22 protein-coding genes and 2 pseudogenes are annotated in these 19,211 nt (G+C 69.0%); 15 read left to right on the top strand and 9 right to left on the bottom strand.

Annotation, left to right across the window (positions count from 1 at the left end; all coding sequences use genetic code 11):
* Positions 1 to 36 precede the first annotated feature (36 nt).
* The 5 genes from FZ025_RS13790 to FZ025_RS13770 form a co-directional block, all read right to left on the bottom strand.
* Positions 37 to 378, bottom strand: a complete 342-nt coding sequence (locus tag FZ025_RS13790) for an addiction module antidote protein (RefSeq protein ID WP_046980582.1) — start codon at positions 376 to 378, stop codon at positions 37 to 39.
* Positions 375 to 698 (bottom strand): type II toxin-antitoxin system RelE/ParE family toxin, encoded by a 324-nt coding sequence (locus FZ025_RS13785; RefSeq protein ID WP_046980583.1) that lies wholly within the window; start codon positions 696 to 698, stop codon positions 375 to 377. Before FZ025_RS13785 ends, FZ025_RS13790 begins: the two co-directional genes overlap by 4 nt.
* Before the next feature lie 51 nt (positions 699 to 749).
* Positions 750 to 2,087, bottom strand: a complete 1,338-nt coding sequence (locus FZ025_RS13780) for a tyrosine-type recombinase/integrase (RefSeq protein ID WP_046980584.1) — start codon at positions 2,085 to 2,087, stop codon at positions 750 to 752.
* A gap of 650 nt (positions 2,088 to 2,737) precedes the next feature.
* Positions 2,738 to 3,739, bottom strand: a complete 1,002-nt coding sequence (gap, locus tag FZ025_RS13775; RefSeq protein WP_046980585.1) for a type I glyceraldehyde-3-phosphate dehydrogenase — start codon at positions 3,737 to 3,739, stop codon at positions 2,738 to 2,740.
* A 1-nt stretch (position 3,740) separates the two neighbouring features.
* Positions 3,741 to 3,869 carry a glyceraldehyde-3-phosphate dehydrogenase gene (locus FZ025_RS13770; RefSeq protein ID WP_104558236.1) on the bottom strand — a complete coding sequence of 43 codons (129 nt, stop codon included), beginning with the start codon at positions 3,867 to 3,869 and terminating at the stop codon, positions 3,741 to 3,743.
* Positions 3,870 to 4,028: 159 nt separating this feature from the next.
* Here FZ025_RS13770 and FZ025_RS13765 point away from each other — a divergent pair, with 159 nt between their 5' ends.
* The 3 genes from FZ025_RS13765 (at position 4,029) to FZ025_RS13755 (ending at position 6,314) form a co-directional block, all read left to right on the top strand.
* Positions 4,029 to 4,658 (top strand): OmpW/AlkL family protein, encoded by a 630-nt coding sequence (locus tag FZ025_RS13765; RefSeq protein ID WP_046980586.1) that lies wholly within the window; start codon positions 4,029 to 4,031, stop codon positions 4,656 to 4,658.
* Between the two features lie 116 nt (positions 4,659 to 4,774).
* Positions 4,775 to 5,395 (top strand): OmpW/AlkL family protein, encoded by a 621-nt coding sequence (locus tag FZ025_RS13760; protein ID WP_046980587.1) that lies wholly within the window; start codon positions 4,775 to 4,777, stop codon positions 5,393 to 5,395.
* Between the two features lie 106 nt (positions 5,396 to 5,501).
* Positions 5,502 to 6,314: a S1/P1 nuclease gene (locus FZ025_RS13755; RefSeq protein WP_046980588.1), complete on the top strand. Its 813-nt coding sequence runs from the start codon at positions 5,502 to 5,504 to the stop codon at positions 6,312 to 6,314.
* An 80-nt stretch (positions 6,315 to 6,394) separates the two neighbouring features.
* Here the strand turns inward: FZ025_RS13755 and FZ025_RS22435 are convergent.
* Positions 6,395 to 6,676, bottom strand: a pseudogene (locus tag FZ025_RS22435) (thioredoxin family protein); the annotation flags it as partial.
* A gap of 69 nt (positions 6,677 to 6,745) precedes the next feature.
* On the opposite strand from FZ025_RS22435, the gene FZ025_RS13745 reads away from it, so the two are divergent.
* From FZ025_RS13745 to FZ025_RS13715, 7 genes are all read left to right on the top strand, one after another.
* On the top strand, positions 6,746 to 7,108 hold the full coding sequence (locus tag FZ025_RS13745) for a rhodanese-like domain-containing protein (RefSeq protein ID WP_104558234.1): 363 nt from the start codon (positions 6,746 to 6,748) through the stop codon (positions 7,106 to 7,108).
* Positions 7,109 to 7,113: 5 nt separating this feature from the next.
* Positions 7,114 to 7,464, top strand: coding sequence for an ArsR/SmtB family transcription factor (locus tag FZ025_RS13740; RefSeq protein ID WP_046980591.1), 351 nt, complete (start codon positions 7,114 to 7,116; stop codon positions 7,462 to 7,464).
* Positions 7,461 to 8,294 carry an MBL fold metallo-hydrolase gene (locus FZ025_RS13735; RefSeq protein ID WP_046980592.1) on the top strand — a complete coding sequence of 278 codons (834 nt, stop codon included), beginning with the start codon at positions 7,461 to 7,463 and terminating at the stop codon, positions 8,292 to 8,294. Before FZ025_RS13740 ends, FZ025_RS13735 begins: the two co-directional genes overlap by 4 nt.
* A gap of 107 nt (positions 8,295 to 8,401) precedes the next feature.
* Positions 8,402 to 9,178 carry a molybdate ABC transporter substrate-binding protein gene (modA, locus tag FZ025_RS13730; RefSeq protein WP_046980593.1) on the top strand — a complete coding sequence of 259 codons (777 nt, stop codon included), beginning with the start codon at positions 8,402 to 8,404 and terminating at the stop codon, positions 9,176 to 9,178.
* Positions 9,179 to 9,188: 10 nt separating this feature from the next.
* Positions 9,189 to 9,884 carry a molybdate ABC transporter permease subunit gene (gene modB / locus FZ025_RS13725; protein WP_046980594.1) on the top strand — a complete coding sequence of 232 codons (696 nt, stop codon included), beginning with the start codon at positions 9,189 to 9,191 and terminating at the stop codon, positions 9,882 to 9,884.
* Between the two features lie 82 nt (positions 9,885 to 9,966).
* Complete coding sequence (locus FZ025_RS13720) at positions 9,967 to 10,584, top strand: molybdenum ABC transporter ATP-binding protein (RefSeq protein WP_046980611.1); 618 nt, start codon at positions 9,967 to 9,969, stop codon at positions 10,582 to 10,584.
* Positions 10,585 to 10,653: 69 nt separating this feature from the next.
* On the top strand, positions 10,654 to 11,211 hold the full coding sequence (locus FZ025_RS13715) for a flavin reductase family protein (RefSeq protein ID WP_046980595.1): 558 nt from the start codon (positions 10,654 to 10,656) through the stop codon (positions 11,209 to 11,211).
* Between the two features lie 210 nt (positions 11,212 to 11,421).
* Here FZ025_RS13715 and FZ025_RS13710 read toward each other — a convergent pair whose 3' ends face one another.
* From FZ025_RS13710 to FZ025_RS13700, 3 genes are read right to left on the bottom strand one after another with little or no spacing between them, the layout of a single operon-like run.
* Positions 11,422 to 12,012: a hypothetical protein gene (locus FZ025_RS13710; protein ID WP_046980596.1), complete on the bottom strand. Its 591-nt coding sequence runs from the start codon at positions 12,010 to 12,012 to the stop codon at positions 11,422 to 11,424.
* Positions 12,009 to 13,544 (bottom strand): TonB family protein, encoded by a 1,536-nt coding sequence (locus tag FZ025_RS13705; protein ID WP_046980597.1) that lies wholly within the window; start codon positions 13,542 to 13,544, stop codon positions 12,009 to 12,011. The genes FZ025_RS13710 and FZ025_RS13705 overlap by 4 nt, the downstream gene beginning before the upstream one ends.
* Entirely contained in the window at positions 13,534 to 13,902 is a 369-nt protein-coding gene (locus FZ025_RS13700) for a BlaI/MecI/CopY family transcriptional regulator (protein ID WP_046980598.1), read from the bottom strand. Before FZ025_RS13700 ends, FZ025_RS13705 begins: the two co-directional genes overlap by 11 nt.
* 161 nt (positions 13,903 to 14,063) lie before the next feature.
* Here FZ025_RS13700 and FZ025_RS13695 point away from each other — a divergent pair.
* From FZ025_RS13695 to FZ025_RS13675, 5 genes and pseudogenes are all read left to right on the top strand, one after another.
* Positions 14,064 to 14,863: pseudogene (locus tag FZ025_RS13695) on the top strand (acetyl-CoA hydrolase/transferase C-terminal domain-containing protein); the annotation flags it as partial.
* A gap of 182 nt (positions 14,864 to 15,045) precedes the next feature.
* Positions 15,046 to 15,777: a DUF3348 domain-containing protein gene (locus FZ025_RS13690; RefSeq protein WP_046980599.1), complete on the top strand. Its 732-nt coding sequence runs from the start codon at positions 15,046 to 15,048 to the stop codon at positions 15,775 to 15,777.
* A gap of 24 nt (positions 15,778 to 15,801) precedes the next feature.
* Positions 15,802 to 17,898 (top strand): DUF802 domain-containing protein, encoded by a 2,097-nt coding sequence (locus tag FZ025_RS13685; protein WP_046980600.1) that lies wholly within the window; start codon positions 15,802 to 15,804, stop codon positions 17,896 to 17,898.
* Positions 17,895 to 18,545, top strand: a complete 651-nt coding sequence (locus FZ025_RS13680; protein WP_104558224.1) for an OmpA family protein — start codon at positions 17,895 to 17,897, stop codon at positions 18,543 to 18,545. Before FZ025_RS13685 ends, FZ025_RS13680 begins: the two co-directional genes overlap by 4 nt.
* Positions 18,535 to 19,206 (top strand): DUF2894 domain-containing protein, encoded by a 672-nt coding sequence (locus FZ025_RS13675; protein WP_046980602.1) that lies wholly within the window; start codon positions 18,535 to 18,537, stop codon positions 19,204 to 19,206. The genes FZ025_RS13680 and FZ025_RS13675 overlap by 11 nt, the downstream gene beginning before the upstream one ends.
* Positions 19,207 to 19,211 lie beyond the last annotated feature (5 nt).

Genomic DNA, 19,211 nt, shown 5'->3' with positions numbered 1-19,211 from the left:
TGATCCGTCTCGGGCAATGGGGCTCATTGATTTAGATCAGTTGTATGCGGATACCGGCTCAGCCGGAGCAACAGACAACCGCATTCCCACGGCATGTAAAACCGCCAGCAAGGTCTTGAGCGTGGGGTTGCCTGTCGGTGACAGCGCCCGATAGAGCGCTTCACGGGTGATACCTGCTTCCTGGGCGACCGTCGCCAGTCCGCCATAGGCCTCGGCCACGTCACGCAGCGCGAGCAGGCCGACGGCGCGATGCTCCGGGTTGTCCAGTTCTTCCAGCGCGGATTTCAGGTACTCGACCGCAAAGCCTCGATCGGCACGCAGTTCTGCAATGGTGGCCTCGCTATGGGAGACCGAGGCGGCATGTTTGCGATTGCTCATGTATTTCTCCGTTTCCAGTCCAGCCAGTATTCCTTGGCCCGTTTGATGTCCGCATCCTGCGAGCGCTTGTCACCGCCACACAGCAAGATGACCAGCGCCGCGCCGTGCCGGCCGATGTACACGCGATAGCCGGGGCCGATGTCCTCTCGCAGTTCCAGGACACCTTCGCCGACCGGCTTGATGTCGCCAAGGATGCCCAGGGACACCCGCCGGAAACGGATTTCCAGCTTGGCCCGAGCCCGCACGTCCCGCAGATCGGCCAACCAATCGGTCAGCGGCACCGCACCATCGACACGTTGGTATCGCCTGACTTCAATCATGGCTTGGCCTCCATTGTAACTTATAAATCACAAACAGCAAGGTCGCCACCTTCATGACGCAAGCTCGGCCGGCGCATCGGTCGCACGCTTGCTGCCGGGCGGGACTGCGCGAGTGCCGTCTTTGCGATGCCGAAACGGTTTGTAGACCGCGACCGGGCTTTTTGGCTCCTGCGTCACCGGAGCTGAAGGCGGAACGTCGATGACTGGCGATGGCCGCGTTTCGATCACGACCTTGCGCCGGCTCGCCACCAACTCGGCGGCTGCGCGAACGGGATCGTCCTCGGTGTGCACGTACCGCATGAACATCGTGACCGTCTTGTGTGCGGTCAGCGCCATGCCGACCTTCACGGGGACACCTGAGTTGGCGATGTCCGTTGCCGCGCGATGGCGGATGCCGTGCGTTCCGACATGGGGAACGCCGGCGCGATTGAGGACGCGCCGCCATGCCTGATAGTAGGAGTTGGCGGTCAGCGATTTCTTGTGGTTGAAGATCGACGGGCAGACATAGGGAGAATTCTCGTAGCGCGCCGCGGTCGACAAGAGCCGGTGCGCTTCCTCGCTCATGGGCTTGGACATGTCGCCGGTCTTGCTGTCCGGCCAGACCACGCGCTTGTTGTGCAGGTCGATCCAGTCCCATTCCAGCAGCAGGATCTCCGACATGCGGGCAGCGAACTCGAACTGCAGCCGGATCGCCAGTGTCAGCGTCGGATGTTCCAGTCCTTCGGCGTCGGCCTTTTCGAGATAGGTGAACAACTGCGCCATTTGCGCGTCAGTGATCAGGCGCGTCTTGCCTTTCTCGGGGTACTTCGGAACGTGCCGGCAGGGATTGGAGCCATCGGGCCGGTAGCCCCACAGCTCGGCAAGGTTGAACATCTTGCGAATGCAGCCGAGCACCCGATTGGCCTGGATGGGCGACTTCTCCTTGCGCTTCATCAGCGCGGTCACATCCAGGCGAGTAACGTCCGCCACCTTCATGTTGCCGAAGGCCGGAATGATCGAGCGGTCGATCTGATGCTGGTATGAACGCTGGGTGCTCGGCTTGTTGCGGGTCTTGGAGTAGTCCTCCATGAACCGGGTGCACAGTTCGGCAACGGTCGGTGCCTTGCGCGCCTCCGCCTTCTGGCCGCCGGGGTCGCCACCACGACGGACTTCAGCCAGCCAGTTTTGCGCGAGCGTACGGGCTTGTTCCACGGTCAGTTCGCCGAACAGCCCGAGCGACGGCTTGCGGCGCTCGCCAGCGTTGGTGCGATACTGAACCATGAACACCTTCCGGCCTGTGGGGGTAACCTTGCACAGGAAGCCCGGAACCAGCGTGTCGCGTAGCTCAACGTCTGTGGATTGAGGCTGCGCCGCATCGACCGCCGTTTTCGTCAGTTTGATCTTGGCCATGATTGCTCCTTGGAATTGCCCGATTTCCAGGAGCCAGGCAGGAGCCAAGCGAAAGGGAACCGGGTCGATTTGCATCAAGCACCCGGGTATCATCAAGACAAGTTGCCCCTATGAAAACCTGCCTCAGGGGGCTTGATCCAAGCCTGGAGTGCCTCGGTGCAGTGCCGATTCTTCGGCTTACAATCCCACGGATGGGCAAAAGGAGAAGATCCGCGAGCGCGTGACCGGTTTCGTAAGGGGCATCCTACCCGTTGCACCCGTGGTCGCCGCAAACGTGGCACAGGACCATGGCCTCGGTGCGCGCAATGTAAAGAATTACAGCCTCTCCATCCGATTCAACGCCCAAGGCATCGTCGAGGATTATGACCAGATGGAGATGAACCGTTCGAGAGACTCGCTGTAAAGCACCTGCATGCAGGCTGCATAAAAAAACACGCCCCTTCTTTAAGAGGCGCTGTTCGTTGAAGCATTCTCAAGCCCCCGCATCGCCTCGAATTCTCCAGCCGATACCCTTGAAGCAATAAAACGTCGGCATTTCCCCAAAGGGCGTACCAGATGCGGCCGTAGTTACCAGCCGGTCGCAGTTCTCGGGCAACCTGACCCCCTGCCCAAAACAGGGGATCCCGAGAATCGGCGGGAACGCGGCGCGACTACTTCGCCACGACCTTGACCATTTCCAGACACTTGTTGGAATAGCCCCACTCGTTGTCGTACCAGGACACCAGCTTGACGAAGGTGCTGTCCAGGGCGATGCCGGCGTCGGCGTCGAAGATCGAAGTGCGCGCGTCGCCGCGGAAATCGGTGGCCACCACCTTGTCCTCGGTATAGCCGAGGATGCCCTTCAGCGCGCCTTCGCTCTGCGCCTTCACCTCGGCGCAGATCTCGGCGTAGGTGGCCGGCTTGTCCAGCTCCACGGTCAGGTCGACCACCGACACGTCCGAGGTCGGCACGCGGAAGCTCATGCCGGTCAGCTTCTTGTTCAACTCCGGGATCACCACGCCCACGGCCTTGGCCGCGCCGGTGCTGGACGGGATGATGTTCTCCAGGATGCCGCGGCCGCCGCGCCAGTCCTTGTTGCTGGGGCCGTCCACGGTCTTCTGCGTGGCGGTGGCGGCGTGCACGGTGGTCATCAGGCCGCGCTTGATGCCCCACTTGTCGTTGATCACCTTGGCCAGCGGCGCCAGGCAGTTGGTGGTGCAGCTGGCGTTGGAGACGATCGCCTGGCCGGCGTAGGTGGCGTGGTTGACGCCGTACACGAACATCGGCGTGTCGTCCTTGGACGGCGCCGACAGGATCACCTTCCTGGCGCCGGCGTCGAGGTGCTTCTGCGCGGTGTCCTTGGTCAGGAACAGGCCGGTGGATTCGATCACCACCTCGGCGCCGACCTCGTCCCACTTCAGTGCCGCCGGGTCGCGCTCCTGGGTCAGGCGGATCTGCTTGCCGTTGACCACCAGATCATTGCCGTCGACCGACACCTCGCCGTCGAAGCGGCCGTGCACCGAGTCGTACTGCAGCATGTACGCCAGGTAGTCGGGCTCGAGCAGGTCGTTGATGGCGACGATCTCGATGTCGCTGCCGAAATTCTGTACCGCCGAGCGCAGCACGTTGCGTCCGATGCGACCGAAACCGTTGATGCCAACCTTGATTGCCATTTCAGTAGCTCCTGCGGCCGCGCCTGACGCGGCGGATGAAAGGGGCCAGCATTCTATAATTCTGTACCGCCGAGCGCAGCACGTTGCGTCCGATGCGACCGAAACCGTTGATGCCAACCTTGATTGCCATTTCAGTAGCTCCTGCGGCCGCGCCTGACGCGGCGGATGAAAGGGGCCAGCATTCTATCAGGCCCGCCGCATCGCGCCCGGCACGCGCGTTTGATCAGGATCAAGGCGGCGCCGCGGCGGCGACAGGACACTGCGCCCACACCCAAACGAGACGCCCATCATGCGCAAGACCTCCCCCCTTCTGCTGTCCGGCCTGGCCGCCGCCCTTTCGCTGTGCGCCCTGCCGGCGCTGGCGCAGTCGCAGGGCGACTGGACCGTGGGCATCGGCGCCCACCAGGTCAACCCGAAATCCGACAACGGCAAGCTGGCCGGCGGCACCCTGCCGCTGAGCATCGACAGCGACATCAAGCCGACCGTGACCTTCGAATACTTCGTCCACCAGGACCTCGGCATCGAAGTCCTGGCCGCCTGGCCGTTCAAGCACGACATCAGCGTCAAGGGCGTCGGCAAGGTCGGCAGCACCAAGGACCTGCCGCCGGTGGTCTCGCTGCAGTACCACTTCAACAGCGCAGGCAAGGTGTCTCCGTTCGTCGGCGCCGGCCTCAACTACACCACCTTCTTCAGCGAGGACACCACCGGCGCGCTGGCCGGCAGCAAGCTCAAGCTGGAAGACTCCTGGGGCCTGGCCGCGCACGTCGGCGTGGACGTCGCGCTCACCGACAAATCGGCGCTGCGGGTGGACCTGCGCTGGGCCGATATCGACAGCAAGGTCAAGGTCGATGGCACCAGCATGGGCACCGCGCAAATCGATCCGCTGGTGTACGGCCTGGCCTACGTGATGAAGTTCTGAGGCCGCACGACCGCCGCGCTTCTCTGGCAGACTGCCTTCCACAAGGATGTGGATCGGTCGCCGCCGCGCCGACATTGGGATTCGCATCCGCCCATTCGCCGTCACCGGGGTTCCCAATGAAGCCACGCCTGTCGTTCCGCCGTCTCGCCGCCGTCGCCGCCGCCACCGCCTTGCCCGCCGCGGCGCAGTCGGCCGGCCACTTCACCACCAGCTACGGCATCCACGGCATGGTGCCCGGCTCCTCGAACGGCAGCCTGAGCGGTAGCGGGCAGCGCTTCAGCGCCGACACCGCGCCGGCCGTCTCGTTCAACTACGAATACTTCTTCCGCGGCAACCTCGGCGTGGAGATCCAGACCCTGGTCGGGCAGCAGAAGATCGGCCTGGAACCGGGCGGCGACATCGGCAGCGCCTGGGCGCTGTCGCCGACGCTGTCGCTGCAGCACCACTTCAACGGCAACGGCGACATCTCCCCGTTCGTCGGCGTCGGCCTCAACTACACCACGTTCCTCGGCGCCGACGGCAAGGGCGCGTTCTCCCGCGACGACGTCGAGTTCAAGGACAGCGTCGGCCCGGCCGTGCATGCCGGCGTGGACGTCGCCATCGGCGAGCGCAGCGCGCTGCGCGTGGACGCGCGCTGGACCAGCATGCGCAGCGACGTGGACGTGGACAGCGGCACGCTCGGCAAGGCCAAGCTGGATCCGGTCACCTACGGCCTCGCCTACCTGCTGTATTTCTGATCCGCCGCGCCCGCAGGCTGCGCCCGCGCGGGCGCGGCTTAGCGGTTGCGCAGCGGCGCGCCGACGCGGCCATGGCAACGTCATCGGCGCCGGCTAGAATCCGCGTATGAAATCCTCTCTCTTCGTTTCCGCCGCGCTCGCCGCGGCACTGGTCGCCGCGCCGTCCGCCGCCTTCGCCTGGGGCCCGCTGGGCCATCGCCTGGTCGCCGATCTCGCCGATTCCCAACTCACCCCGCAGGCCCGCGCGCAGGTGCAGCGGCTGCTGCAGGGCGAATCCGAGCCGACCCTGGCCGGCGTCGCCAACTGGGCCGACCAATTGCGCGAAAGCAACCCCGACATGGGCAAGCGCACCGGCCCCTGGCACTACGTCAACCTCGGCGAAGAGCAGTGCCACTACGAGGAAACCCGCGATTGTCCCGACGGCAACTGCGTGGTCGCGGCGCTGCGCCGCCAGGCCGCGATCCTCGCCGACCGCAGCCAACCGCAGGCGGCGCGCACCCAGGCGCTGAAGTTCGTGGTGCACTTCGCCGGCGACATCCAGCAGCCGCTGCACGCCGGCTACGCCCACGACAAGGGCGGCAATACCGTGCAACTCCAGTTCGAGGGCAAGGGCAGCAACCTGCACTCGCTGTGGGACAGCGGCCTGCTGCGCAGCCGCGGCCTGGACGAGGCGCACTACCTGGCGCAGTTGCAGGCGCAACCGCTGCCGGCGCCGGCGCCTGCCGGCAGCGTGCTGCCGCCGCCGGCCGCGGCCTGGGCCGAAGCCTCGTGCAAGATCATGCTGCGCCCGGGCTTCTATCCGCCCGGCGCCAAGCTGCCGGCGGACTACGTGGCGACCTGGCGCCCGGTCGCCGAAGCGCAGCTGCGCCAGGCCGGCGCGGATCTGGCGGCGACGTTGAACGCCGCGCTGGGCAAGTAGCGCGCGGTGGTCGCTTTTTGCAGGAGCGGCTCCGGGTGGCCTCGGGCCATCAGCCGCGACCGGGGCGTTCCTGGTAACGCCAGTTCGCGGCCATGCCGCAGCAAGGCCAGGGTCGGAATGCTGCGGATGCCGAAGCGCGCCGCCAGCGCCGGCTGCGCTTCGCTGTCCAGCTTGCCCAGGCGTATGCGCGGCTCCAACTGCGCGGCGGCGGCCTCGAACTGCGGCGCCATGGTCCGGCACGGGCCGCACCACGGCGCCCAGAAATCCACCAGCAGCGGAATGTCGCTGGGTTCGGCGCAGGCCGCGAAGGTGTCCGCGTTCAACGCAAGCGGCGCGCCGACGAACAGCGCGCGCTGGCTGCGAGATATGAGAATTTTATTCTATTAGAGCCAGCTGACATTATGAGCGTCGTTCATCCACCGGACCCCCCCATGCCCCATTCCTCCGCCCACACCCTGGTCGGGCAGGCGCGCCCGCAGATCCACGAAGTCGGCACCGATGCCGCCGCCACGCCGCTGCCCGGCGAATGGATCATCGATGTGCGCGAACCCGGCGAGTTCGCCGTCGGCCACCTGCCCAACGCGATCAACATCCCGCGCGGCATCCTCGAATTCCGCCTCGACACCGACCCGGCGCTGGCCCGGCGCGAGCAGCCGATCCTGCTGTACTGCGCCAGCGGCGGCCGCTCCACGCTGGCCGCGCTGAGCCTGCAACAGCTCGGCTACAGCGCGGTGCGCTCGCTGAGCGGCGGCTTCCTCGGCTGGACCGCCGCCGGCCTGCCGGTCGCGTTCTGAGTCCGATGGCCCGCCGCCTGCCGCCCGCGATGGATGCGGCCGCGATGCGCGCGCGCGCCAGCGAGGCCGCGCGCCTGTTGAAGGCGCTCGGCAACGAAAAGCGGCGGCGGCGGCTGTGCCTGCTGGTGGACCACGAACAGTCGGTGGGCGAACTCAACGCGCGCCTGGACCTGAGCCAATCGGCGCTGTCGCAGCACCTGGTGCTGCTGCGCGATGACCGCCTGGTGCAGACCCGCCGCGACGGGCAGACCATCTCTTATTCGCTGGTCCCGGGTCCGGCGCAGCGCATCCTCGACACCTTGCACGGCATCTACTGCAACGTCGGCCCTTCCTCTCCCGCCACGGCAGACCCATGAGCCAGGTTCCCAACGTCCACCCGTTCCACCATGCCGGTTCCGGCACCTGGAGCTATCTGGTCGAAGACGGTCGCGCTGCCGCGGTGATCGATCCGGTGCTGGAGTTCGAGCCGGACACCGCCACGCTGCGCGATGCGCCGGTGCAGGGCCTGGCCGAGCTGCTGTCCGCGCGCGGCCTGCAGCTGCGCTGGATCCTGGAAACCCACGCCCACGCCGACCACGTGTCCGCGGCGCAGTGGTTCAAGCAGCGCTGGCCGCAGGCGACGCTGGCCATCGGCGCCGGCATCCGCCAGGTGCGCGCGCGCTTCGCGCCGCAGTTCGGCCTGGCCGCGGACGCCGGCGACCCGCACTGCGGCTTCGATCGCCTGTTCGCCGACGGCGAGCGCTTCACGATCGGCGCTTTGTCCGCACAGGTGATCGCGGTGCCCGGGCATACCGACGACAGCATCGCCTACCTGATCGGCGATGCGCTGTTCCCCGGCGATTCGCTGTTCATGCCCGACAGCGGCACCGCGCGCTGCGACTTCCCCGGCGGCGACGCGGCCGCGCTGTTCCGCTCGATCCACAGACTGTACGCGCTGCCTGAGTCCACTCGCGTGTTCGTCTGCCACGACTACGGCGCCGGCGGCCGCGCGGTCGCCTGCGAAACCAGCATCGGCGCGCAGCGCCGCGGCAACATCCACGTGTGCGACGGCGTCGGCGAAGCCGCGTTCGTCGCGCTGCGCCAGGCGCGCGATGCGACGCTGGCGCCGCCGCGGCTGATGCAGCCGTCGGTGCGCGCCAACATCCAGGCCGGCCGCACCGACGACCTGCACGCCGCGCCGCGCTGAAGACGGTAGGATGCGGGCGTACCGCGCACGATCGCGCTGCCATCGCAGCGGCCTGCGCGCCAGGTCCAGCCGATCGCCGCCCGTCCCCTGATTCCTCGGAGCGCCCCATGTCCCGTTCGCTACGCTGCCTGCTGTGCCTGCTCTCGCTCACCGTCGCCATGGCCATGCCGCCGGCATTGGCGCAGACGCCGCTGACCGTGTTCGCCGCCGCCAGCCTCAAGGAATCCCTGGACGAGGCCGCCACCGCCTACCAGCAGTCCAGCGGCACGCCGGTGCAGGTCTCGTACGCGGCCAGCTCCGCGCTGGCGCGGCAGGTGGAGCAAGGCGCGCCGGCGGACGTGTTCTTCTCCGCCGACCTGGAGTGGATGGATTACCTGCAGCAGCGCCAACTGGTCGATCCGGCGCAGCGCCGCAACCTGCTCGGCAACACGCTGGTGCTGGTGGCGCCGGTGTCGAGCGCGGCCAAGGTCGATCTGCGCAAGCCCGGCGCGCTCGCCGCCGCGCTCGGTGCGCAGGGCCGCCTGGCGGTCGGCCAGACCACCAGCGTGCCGGCCGGCAAGTACGCGCGCGCCGCGCTGCAGACGCTCGGCCAGTGGGACGGCGTGCAGGCGCGCCTGGCCGAATCGGAAAGCGTGCGCGCCGCGCTGATGCTGGTCGCGCGCGGCGAAGCGCCGCTGGGCATCGTCTACGGCTCCGACGCCAAGGCCGAGCCGAAGGTGCGGGTGGTGGCGGTGTTCCCCGCCGACAGCCATGCGCCGATCGTGTATCCGGTGGCCGCGCTGCGCGCCAGCAAGCACCCGGCCGCGGCCGATTTCGTGCGCTGGCTGGGCACGCCGCCGGCGCAGGCGATCTTCCAGCGCCGCGGTTTCTCGCTCGCGCACTGAGCCATTGCCGTTGTTCGCATTCACCCCGCAGGAGCTGACCGCGATCGCGCTCAGCGTCAAGGTCGCGCTGCTCGCGGCGCTGGGCAGCCTGCCGTTCGGCGTGGCCTGCGGCTGGTTGCTGGCGCGGCGCCGCTTTCCCGGCAAGTCGCTGCTGGATGCGTTGCTGCACCTGCCGCTGGTGATGCCACCGGTGGTCACCGGCTATGTGTTGCTGATCGTGCTCGGCACGCAGGGACCGGTCGGCGCCTGGCTGCTCGAGCACCTGGGCGTGCAGTTCGCGTTCCGCTGGACCGGCGCGGCACTGGCCAGCGCGGTGATGGGTTTCCCGCTGATGGTGCGCGCGATCCGCCTGGCCCTGGAATCCACCGACCGGCGCCTGGAAGCGGCCGCGGCCACGCTCGGCGCCGCGCCGTGGCGGGTGTTCTTCACCATCACCCTACCCCTGGCCTGGCCGGGGCTGGTCGCCGGCACCGCGCTCGCCTTCGCCAAGGCGCTGGGCGAATTCGGCGCCACCATCACCTTCGTCTCGAATATTCCCGGGGAAACCCAGACCTTGTCGTCGGCGATCTACGGGCTGCTGCAGGTGCCCGGTGGCGAAGCCGGGATCTGGCGGCTGGCGGCAGTGGCCTTGGCGATCTCGCTGGCCGCGCTGCTGCTGTCCGAATGGCTGGTGCGGCGCCAGCGCGGGCCGGAGGCGGACGCATGAGCCGGCTGCTCGCCGCTGCGCGATGGCGTTCCGCGGGACCAATCCGCGTCGTATCGCGTCCGCCGCACGGGAGCGCGCGCCGATGCTGAGCATCGACATCGACGTGCAGCGCGGCCGCTTCCAGCGCCGCTTGCGGGTCGAGGAAAGCGCACGCGTGGTCGCGCTGGTCGGCCCTTCCGGCGCCGGCAAGACCAGCATGCTCAACGCCATCGCCGGCGTGCTGCGGCCGCGCAGCGGACGCATCGTGATCGATGCGCGCGTGCTCTACGACAGCAACGCCGGCATCGACGTGCCGACCCATCGGCGCCGCATCGGCTACGTGTTCCAGGACGCGCGGCTGTTCCCGCACATGGACGTGCGCCGCAACCTCGGCTACGGCCGCCACGGCCGCGGCCAGGCCCAGCGCTTCGGCTTCGATGCGGTGGTGGAGCTGCTCGGCATCGCACCGCTGCTGGCGCGACGCCCGGGGAATCTGTCCGGCGGTGAGGCGCAGCGCGTGGCGATCGGCCGCGCATTGCTGTCGCAGCCGGCGATCCTGCTGTTCGACGAACCGCTGTCGGCGCTGGACGCGCAACGCCGCGGCGAACTGATCCCGTACCTGCAGCGCGTGCGCGACGAAGTGCGCCTGCCGATGCTCTACGTCAGCCACCAGACCGAGGAAGTGGAACGCATCGCCGATGCGATCCATCGATTGGAGTAGCGCACGCCGACGCCGCGTTCACCGCCGATGGCCAGACTGTGCCATCGCCACCGCCGCGAGGATGCGCCCATGCGCCGCTACCGCAAGCACGATTTCCCGCTCGACCAGGTGCGTCGGTTCCTGGAACCCGGCCCGGTGGTATTGGTCGGTTCGGCGTGGAAAGGGCAGCGCGACATCATGACCATGGGCTGGCATATGCTGCTGGAATTCTCGCCGTCGCTGATCGCCTGCTGCATCTCCAGCGCCAACCACAGCTTCGAGCTGGTCCGGCGCAGCACGCAGTGCACGATCAACCTGCCGACCGCGGACCTGGTCGATACCGTGGTCGGCATCGGCAACAGCAGCGGCGCGCAGCGCGACAAGTTCGCCCGGTTCGGCCTGACCGCGGTGGCCGGTGCGCAGGTCGATGCACCGCTGATCGCCGAGTGCTACGCGAACTTCGAATGCCGCCTGCACGACGGCCGCCAGATCGCCAGGCACAATCTTTTCATCTGGGAGGTGGTCAAGGCGCACGTCGCCACGTCGCCGAAACTGCCCAGGACCCTGCACTACCGCGGCGACGGCAGGTTCATGCTGTCCGGCACGGAGATCTCGCGGCGACGGTTGTTCAAGCCGGAAATGCTGTAGCCGCGATGACAACGCGCGGTAGCGATTCTGCTGCCACCGCACGCGGTATCTCTGGCGAGATGCTGCCCTTTGTGGGAGCAACTTCAGTCGCGACGGACTTTACCAGTAGTGCTTGTCGCAACTGGCGGCTCGCAGCTACCGAAATTGATCCCAAACCCGCAATCATGTGACAAAAGCACTCCAGTCACGGGCCAGCACCAGCGCGCACGCTCAGCGCGCACCGCGGCCTCCCACCCGCCCGGCCTGCACGCTGGCCTTGCCCTCGCGCACCTCGAAGGTGAACGCGTAGGCCAGCGTCACCGGCACCTCTTCCACCGACACTGCATCGTCGCAGCGCCCCTCCAGCGCCGGCCGCTGTGCCGGATCGGCGTAGGTGCAGATCGCCGCGGGCACGAAGCGCCAGCGCGCGACCTCGCGCTGTACCGCCTGCAGCAGATCGGCGTTGTCCGCCAGCGCGCCGGCACTGCATTCCTTGCGGTCGTGCAAGGGCTCGCTGCGCTGCACGGCGCCTTGCGCGGACAGGATCACGCGCACGCACACGGTGGTCGGCGGCAGCGTGCGCCGCGGCGAATCGGCCGGCAGCTGCGGCGTCGCCGCGTCCAGCGGCTGCGGCATGCGGAATACCTGCTGTGGCTGCATCGTGTAGGCCGTAACGGCCCCACCCGGGGCGCCGTCGCCGCGTGGCGCAAGCAGGCGCCGATCCACCGAGTCCAGCCGCTGGGTCTGCTCGCGATGCGGCTGGCTGGCACAGCTGGCCAGGCACAGGCACAGGCTGGTCAGGCAGATCCTGCGCAGGCTCATCGCTTGGCCGTCTTTGCAGCCATGCCGCAATACAGGCGCGCGGCCGGTCCTTGCCCATCACGTTTGAACACGTCGCACATGCGCTGACCAACATCGGTCGCATCCGAATTCAACAGATACCAGCGGTAGTCCGAAACCCCCGCCAGCCCGGGCGGCGCCTGGACCGGATCCATCTCGGACTCGAACACGACAGGAATCTGCAACCGCCCCGGGACGGCCCGCCCATGCTCGCGGGCGGGAACGAAGCGCCATTGCCTGGAGGCCGCAATCGCCGCCTGGTCCAGCGCGGCATCGCCGCTGCCATGCCCGAGCAAGCGCACGTCGCTGACGCTACCGGCCTCATCCACATTGACCAGCAGCATCACTTTTCCCGAGGCACCCTTGCGCAACGCCTCGCGCGGATAGGTGGGTGGCGCCATCGCCAGTGGCTTGGCAGGCGTAGTCCCACGCTTGGCAGAGGCCGCCGCAGCGTCGGCTGCCCACGCGAACGCGGGCGAGGAAGGCATCGCGGTGCCGTCCGGCGCCACGCCCGACCCCGATGCAGCGCCCGCCAGGGCACCTGCATCCCGCCCTTGCGCATTCGACAGCGCAGGTGCGCTGTCGCTTCCCGCCAGCGCGGACGCCTGCAGCGGCTGCAACGCCCACGCCGCAACCCCGCCGCACATGGCCGTCGTCGCCACCACGGCGATACCGGCACGCCGCCGCCAACCGCGCACCGGCCGCCGCTGCAGCATCCCGATTCGCTGCCGCAAGGTCTGACCGGCCTGCCAATGGCAGCCGACCGGCAAGGCGATCGCGTCCAGCTGGGTCTGCAGCATCGCCTCGGCGTAGCTGCGGCGCGAAGCCGGATGCCGCGCCAGCACCGCCGCATCGCAGGCCAGTTCCTGGTCGAAGCGGAACCGCGCCGCGGCCCAGTGCAGCAATGGGTTGAACCAGTACACGCAACGCAAGGCCGCCAGCAGCAGATTGTGGCGGGTGTCGCCGCGGGCGATGTGCATGCGTTCGTGGGCCAGCACCAGTTGCGCCTGTGCGGCCGGATAGCGATCGGCGAAATCCATCGGCAGCACCACGTGCGGGCGCCAGGCGCCGAGCACCAGCGGACCATGCAACGCATGCTGCGCGTACAGTACGCCATCGGCGCCGGGCGACAGCCGCCCCAGGCTATGCCGGTAGCGCTGCTGCTGCCGCCACAACCTGGCCGCCATCGCCGCCGCGCCCAGCAGCCAGAGTGCGGCCATCCACAGCGCGACATGATTGCTCGCCATCGTCATCGCACCCGAAGCGCCAGCCGATCCCTGCGGCAGCCCCACCCAGACCTGCGCCAGCGCCAACCTCGCCGGCAGCGCCGGGCGCAGATCGCCAGGCAGCAGCAAGGCGAGCATGGCCAACGGCACCGCAGCCCATAACGCATAGGCGGCGCCTGCACCGAACGCGCGTCGCAATGGCGCGCGCAGCGCCAACACCAGCACGATCGCCGCGCTGGCGGACAGCGCCGTGGCCCACAGTCCCGCTACCAACGTGTCAACGCTCATCGTCCAGCTCCTGGATCAGTCGTTTGAGTTCGGCGATATCGGCGTCGCTGAGCTTGCCGCGTTCGCTGAAGTGCGCCACCAGCGGCGCGACGCGGCCGCCGAACAGGCGTTCGAGCAGGCCCTCGCTCTGTTGCTGCACCCATTGCCCGCGCTGCAGCAGCGGCGCGTACAGATAGCGGCGGCCCTGTTTGTCGGCGCCGATCGCGCCCTTGTTGAGCAGCCGATTGAGCAAGGTCTTGACCGTGGGCTCAGCCCAGCCGCCATGCCCGGACAGCGCCGCGAATACCTCTTCGGCACTGAGCGGATGCCGGTTCCACAGCACCTCCATCACCACGGCTTCGGCATCGCTGATCGGCATATCGTTTACGCCTGTAATTTTTATAGATTACATGGGTAATCGAAACCGTTGTCAAGCGCTTTCGCCAACCGCGGAAGCACGGTATCGCGGCGCTCGCCTAAGCTAGGCCGATGACCGACTCCCTCGAAGACCTCGACGCCGCTGCCGAGCTGATCCTGCAGCGCATCCCCGGCACGCACCGGATCAGCGCGATCAACCAGCTCTACGGCGAGGAGCGCTTGCGCCGCCTGCAACGGCGCGAGGCGCGCTTCTTCAACTCGTGCATGATGGCCAGCGGACTGGGCGCGTCGGTGTCCGACGCGCTGGACGACGGCCGCGTGGTGTCCGGCGTCGGCGGACAGTACAACTCGTGGCGATGGCGCACGCGCTAGACGATGCACGCAGCGTGCTGATGTTCCGCGCCACCCGCGGCGAGGCGCCGGCGCTGCACTCCAACCTGCGCTGGAACTACGGCCACACCACGATCCCGCGTCATCTGCGCGACATCTACCTCAACGAATACGGCATCGCCGACCTGTGCGGCATGACCGACGAGGACTGCATCGTGGCGATGACCGGCATCGCCGACGCCGCGTTTCAGCCCGCGCGGCTGCAACAGGCCCAACGCGCGCGCAAGCTCGGGGCCGATTTCGTCGCGCCGCCGCAGTGGCAGCGCAACCGCGCCGAGCGGGTGCGCGCCGCAATGGCCCCGTTCCGCGCCGACGGCAGCCTGCCCGACTATCCGCTGGGCAGCGACTTCAGCGAGGTCGAACAGCGCCTGCTGCGCGCACTGGCCTGGCTCAAGCGGCGTACCGCCGGCAGCGGCAAGAAGCGCGCCACCGTGGCGCGCGCGCTGCTGTCGCGCCAGGCCGGCGATCCGGCCTGCCTGCAGCGCATGGCGCTGGATGCGCCGCGCGGCATCGGCGAGCGCATGCAGGCGCGCCTGCTGGGCTACGCGCTGCAACAGACCAGGCCGTACTGAACGCGCGATGTTCGGCGTGTCCGGCACCAGACGCACAGGTGCCTCACCGCCTGGTGCCGACGCCCGCTGCCAGGGCCGCCACCACGACGCGATCGACATCCTGGCGCCGGCCGGCATGCCGCCGCGGGCTGGCCGGCCCGGCGTGTCATTCGCGTGTAAAATTACGCGTTTTACGCAGAAGCATGGCGCAAGCTCTTCCACGGCCGCCTGTCCCGGGCCCGGCGTTCATTCGCCTCCTCGCCCGTCTCACCGACGCCGACATACCGCCGTGCAGCCCTGCGCTGGCCGACCGGCTCGGCCAATGGCTCGACTGGACGCGCGCCGTGGCCGTGTCCAGGGCGCTGGACGGCAGATTGCCCGCGATCGATGCCGACGCCCCGTTCGAGAGCGCCAGCGAGACCGAATGCGCACGCGTGCGCGGCGCGCTGGAGCAGGCCATCGCCCGCGACACCGGCGCGGACGCCGGCCGCCAGACCGCCAGGCCTGGCCACGGCGCCGACCCGAACGCGCGGCTGGACTATGCGCCGTTCCGCCAGCGCTACCAGTCGCTGCAACGATCGATGCTGACCGCCAGCGGCCGCCTGCGCGGCCAGCTGCGCGACACGCTGGCGCGCTCCTCGGCCGACATGGCGCGGCTGGCGGAGGTGGACGCGGTCATGGAACTGACCCTGAGCCCACGCGAACAGACCCTGCTGGCCGCCGTGCCGGCACTGCTGGGACAGCATTTCGAACGCCTGCGCGCGGCCGGGCACACGCCGCCGGCCGACGCGCAAGCGGCGGACATCCCTCCGGCGCCGACCGCCGGCGCCTGGCTGGACCTGTTCCGCCAGGACATGCAGCACCTGCTGCGCGCCGAGCTGGACGTCCGCTTCCATCCCATCGACGCGCTGCTTGCAGCGCTTCGCACCCGCTGACCGAGACCTCCTGACCGAGACATCATGTTCAAGAACCTGTTCAATTCCGTCGTGTTCCTGGCCGGCCTCGCCGCCGTGTGCTGGATCGGCGTGGGCTACCTCGGCTCCAACCCGCTGGGCGCCAGCTTCGCGCTGCTGATCGGCGCGTGCTACGTGGCCGGCGCGCTGGAGCTGTACCGCTACCGGCAGGCCACGACCACGCTGGTCCACGCCGTGGCCGACGCGGACGCGGCGCAATCCGACCTGGGCGGCTGGCTGCAACGCCTCGACCCGAGCCTGCGCAACGCGGTGCGCCTGCGCATCGAGGGCGAGCGCGTGGCCATGCCGGCGCCGGGGCTGACCCCCTACCTGGTCGGCCTGCTGGTGCTGCTGGGCATGCTCGGCACCTTCCTGGGCATGATGGCGACCCTGCGCGGCACCGGCCTGGCGCTGCAAAGCGCGACCGACCTGCACGCCATCCGCGACTCGCTGGCCGCACCGGTCAAGGGCCTGGGCTTCGCGTTCGGCACCTCCATCGCCGGCGTGGCCAGCTCCGCGATGCTCGGCCTGCTCGCCGCGCTGTGCCGGCGCGAGCGGCTGCAGGCGGTGCAAGGGCTCGACCTGGCCATCGCGACCACGCTGCACGTCCATTCGCAGGCGTTCCAGCGCAGCGAAGCGTTCAAGCTGTTGCAGCGGCAGACCGAATTGATGCCGGCATTGATCGACCGGCTGCAAGCGATGGCGGCCGGCATCGAGCAACAGGGCGCCGCCAGCGGCGAACGCCTGGCGAGCAACCAGGACGCCTTCCACACCAGGACCGAGGCCGCCTACACGCGCCTGGCCGGCGCGGTGGAGCAGTCGTTGCAGGCCGGCGTCGCGGAGAACGCGCACGCGCTCGGCGCGGCGCTGCAGCCGGTGGTGCAGGCCACCCTGGACGGCCTGGCGCGCGAAACCGCCACGCTGCACGAGCGCGTCGGCCAGGCCGTGCAGCGGCAGCTGGACGGTCTGGCCAGCGGCTTCGAGAACGCCGCCGCGCGCGCCGCACAGGCGTGGGATGCCGCGCTGGCCGGCCAGCGCGACACCAACCAGGCGCTGGTCCAGGATCTGCGCAGCGCGCTGCAAGGCTTCGGCGACAGCTTCGCCGCGCGCTCCGGCGGCCTGCTGGACGCCGTGTCGGCACGCCTGGACGCCACTGCGGATGGTGCCAAGCAGGCCTGGAACGATGCGCTGGCGCGCCAGGAGGACATCAACGCCGCCCTGGCCGAGCGCAACGCGCAGGTGCTGGACGCGGCCGCGACGACGCTGGAACAACGCGCGGCGGCGCTGCTCGCGGCCATGCAGCACTCGCATGCGCAGCTGCAAGATGCGCTGCACGCGCGCGACCAGGCGCGCCTGGCCACGTGGACCGACACGTTCGGCGCGATGGTCGCGGCCTTGAACGCGGAGTGGGAGCAAAGCGGCGCGCGCAGCGCGCAGCGCCAGCAGGACATCTGCGCCACGCTCGAACGCACCGCAGCTGCGATCGTGGCGCAGACCCAGGCGCATGCCAGCGCGACCATCGCCGAGATCTCGCGCCTGGTGCAGACCGCCTCGGAAGCGCCGAAGGCCGCCGCCGACGTCATCGCCGAGCTGCGCCAGAAACTCTCCGAGAGCATGGTCCGCGACACCGCCATGCTGGAAGAGCGCAGCCGCCTGCTGGACACGCTGCACACCTTGCTCGACGCGGTGAACCACGCTTCCACCGAGCAGCGCACCGCAGTGGACGCCTTGGTCACCACCTCGGCGGACCTGCTCGATCGCGTCGGCACCCGCTTCACCGATCACATCCAGGCCGAGACCGGCAAGCTCGAATCGGTCGCCGCGCAGGTCGCGGTCGGTGCCACCGAAGTGGCGAGCCTGGGCGATGCCTTCGGCGGCGCGGTGGAGGCGTTCAGCCACTCGAACGCGGCGCTGCTGGAGCGCCTGCAGGGCATCGAGCAGGCGCTGGACAAATCGCTCGCGCGCAGCGACGAGCAGCTGGCCTACTACGTGGCGCAGGCGCGCGAAGTCATCGACCTGAGCCTGCTGTCGCAGAAGCAGATCATCGAGGAATTGCGCCAGCTGCCCGGCCAGCACGCCAACGGCGGAGCCGCAGCGGCATGAGCGACGAGCTGGAAATCGATGCCGAATCCGGCGCGCCGATCTGGGCCGTGTTCGGCGACCTGATGTCGGTGCTGCTCGGCGCCTTCGTGCTGATCCTGATCGGGGTGATCGGCGTGCAGCTGCAGCTGTCGCACAAGCTGGACGAGGAAGTCCGGCAGCGGCAGGCCGAGGCGCGGCAGCGCAAGACCCTGCAACAGGCGCTGGCCGCGCCGCTGGCGGCAGGCCGGGTGACCCTGGTCGACGGCCGCATCGGCATCCGCGGCAGCGTGCTGTTCGCGCTCAATTCCGACCAGTTGCAGCCCGACGGCCGCGAGCTGCTGAACAGCCTGGCCGCACCGCTCGCCGGTTACCTCAAGGCACGCGGCGAGATCCTGATGGTGAGCGGCTTCACCGACGACCGCCAGGTGCGCGACGGCAACCGCCAGTTCGCCGACAACTGGGAACTGTCGGCGCAGCGCGCGCTGACCGTGACCCGTGCGCTGATCGAGGAAGGCGTGCCGGCCGACGCGGTGTTCGCCGCCGCATTCGGTGCGCAGCAACCGGTGAGCCCGAACGTCGACGAAGCCGGACGCGCCCGCAACCGGCGCGTGGAAATGGCGCCGCTGCCGAAGCTGTCCACCGCCGCCGCGATGCCGCATGCGCGCTGACGGAACAGCGGCGAGCGAGCTGATCGCTGCATGGCGCGCGCAGCAGGCCGAGCGCCTGGATCCGCTGCGCTTGCGCTTCATCGCGGCGCTGGCGCGGCGTGCCGATGCCCACGATGGCGAAGCGCGGCGCCTGCTGCAGCAGAAGCTGTCCGCGCTGCTCGATGCGTATGCGGCGGACCTGGCCACAATGCCGGCTACGGCAAACAATGGCGATAGCAATAGCGACGCCAATGGCGATGATGCCGATGCCGCGCCGGCCGCGACCGCGACCGCGCGCAGCCCGCTCGGCGACCTGCTGGACCGCTTCGCCGGCGGCACAGCGAACGACGCGGCGAACGCCAGGCCGGCGCCGTCTGCGCCGCTGCCCGCGCTCGACGACGCGCGCAGGCTGTGGACCGAATTGCGCGGCCGCAGCCAGCTGCGGCAATCGCTGCAGCAGGCGCCTGCCGGTGCCGGCCCGCTGAATTCAGGCGTCCTGGTGCATCGTTCGCTGGCGCTGATGCGCACGCTGTCGTCGGGCTATCTGCAGCACTTCCTGGCCTACGTCGACGCGTTGTCGTGGCTGCAGCAGCTGCACGACGCTGGCGCGCTGGCGACGCAGCACAAGCCCGACGCCGCCATCGGCAAAAAGCCGACGCGCGGCAAGCCGCGCAAGCGCTAAGTGGC

This window comes from Xanthomonas hyacinthi, from assembly GCF_009769165.1.
Classification (GTDB): Bacteria; Pseudomonadota; Gammaproteobacteria; order Xanthomonadales; family Xanthomonadaceae; genus Xanthomonas_A; species Xanthomonas_A hyacinthi.
Note: the sequence above shows the minus strand (reverse complement) of the source record. Positions and strands in the feature narration are given on the sequence as shown.

What these genes read in the sequence shown, in the direction of transcription:
- FZ025_RS13790 (WP_046980582.1), bottom strand. Translation starts at nt 378, where the DNA reads ATGAGCAATCGCAAACATGCCGCCTCGGTCTCCCATAGCGAGGCCACC.
- FZ025_RS13785 (WP_046980583.1), bottom strand. Translation starts at nt 698, where the DNA reads ATGATTGAAGTCAGGCGATACCAACGTGTCGATGGTGCGGTGCCGCTG.
- FZ025_RS13780 (WP_046980584.1), bottom strand. Translation starts at nt 2,087, where the DNA reads ATGGCCAAGATCAAACTGACGAAAACGGCGGTCGATGCGGCGCAGCCT.
- gap (WP_046980585.1), bottom strand. Translation starts at nt 3,739, where the DNA reads ATGGCAATCAAGGTTGGCATCAACGGTTTCGGTCGCATCGGACGCAAC.
- FZ025_RS13770 (WP_104558236.1), bottom strand. Translation starts at nt 3,869, where the DNA reads ATGGCAATCAAGGTTGGCATCAACGGTTTCGGTCGCATCGGACGCAAC.
- FZ025_RS13765 (WP_046980586.1), top strand. Translation starts at nt 4,029, where the DNA reads ATGCGCAAGACCTCCCCCCTTCTGCTGTCCGGCCTGGCCGCCGCCCTT.
- FZ025_RS13760 (WP_046980587.1), top strand. Translation starts at nt 4,775, where the DNA reads ATGAAGCCACGCCTGTCGTTCCGCCGTCTCGCCGCCGTCGCCGCCGCC.
- FZ025_RS13755 (WP_046980588.1), top strand. Translation starts at nt 5,502, where the DNA reads ATGAAATCCTCTCTCTTCGTTTCCGCCGCGCTCGCCGCGGCACTGGTC.
- FZ025_RS13745 (WP_104558234.1), top strand. Translation starts at nt 6,746, where the DNA reads ATGCCCCATTCCTCCGCCCACACCCTGGTCGGGCAGGCGCGCCCGCAG.
- FZ025_RS13740 (WP_046980591.1), top strand. Translation starts at nt 7,114, where the DNA reads ATGGCCCGCCGCCTGCCGCCCGCGATGGATGCGGCCGCGATGCGCGCG.
- FZ025_RS13735 (WP_046980592.1), top strand. Translation starts at nt 7,461, where the DNA reads ATGAGCCAGGTTCCCAACGTCCACCCGTTCCACCATGCCGGTTCCGGC.
- modA (WP_046980593.1), top strand. Translation starts at nt 8,402, where the DNA reads ATGTCCCGTTCGCTACGCTGCCTGCTGTGCCTGCTCTCGCTCACCGTC.
- FZ025_RS13720 (WP_046980611.1), top strand. Translation starts at nt 9,967, where the DNA reads ATGCTGAGCATCGACATCGACGTGCAGCGCGGCCGCTTCCAGCGCCGC.
- FZ025_RS13715 (WP_046980595.1), top strand. Translation starts at nt 10,654, where the DNA reads ATGCGCCGCTACCGCAAGCACGATTTCCCGCTCGACCAGGTGCGTCGG.
- FZ025_RS13710 (WP_046980596.1), bottom strand. Translation starts at nt 12,012, where the DNA reads ATGAGCCTGCGCAGGATCTGCCTGACCAGCCTGTGCCTGTGCCTGGCC.
- FZ025_RS13705 (WP_046980597.1), bottom strand. Translation starts at nt 13,544, where the DNA reads ATGAGCGTTGACACGTTGGTAGCGGGACTGTGGGCCACGGCGCTGTCC.
- FZ025_RS13700 (WP_046980598.1), bottom strand. Translation starts at nt 13,902, where the DNA reads ATGCCGATCAGCGATGCCGAAGCCGTGGTGATGGAGGTGCTGTGGAAC.
- FZ025_RS13690 (WP_046980599.1), top strand. Translation starts at nt 15,046, where the DNA reads ATGGCGCAAGCTCTTCCACGGCCGCCTGTCCCGGGCCCGGCGTTCATT.
- FZ025_RS13685 (WP_046980600.1), top strand. Translation starts at nt 15,802, where the DNA reads ATGTTCAAGAACCTGTTCAATTCCGTCGTGTTCCTGGCCGGCCTCGCC.
- FZ025_RS13680 (WP_104558224.1), top strand. Translation starts at nt 17,895, where the DNA reads ATGAGCGACGAGCTGGAAATCGATGCCGAATCCGGCGCGCCGATCTGG.
- FZ025_RS13675 (WP_046980602.1), top strand. Translation starts at nt 18,535, where the DNA reads ATGCGCGCTGACGGAACAGCGGCGAGCGAGCTGATCGCTGCATGGCGC.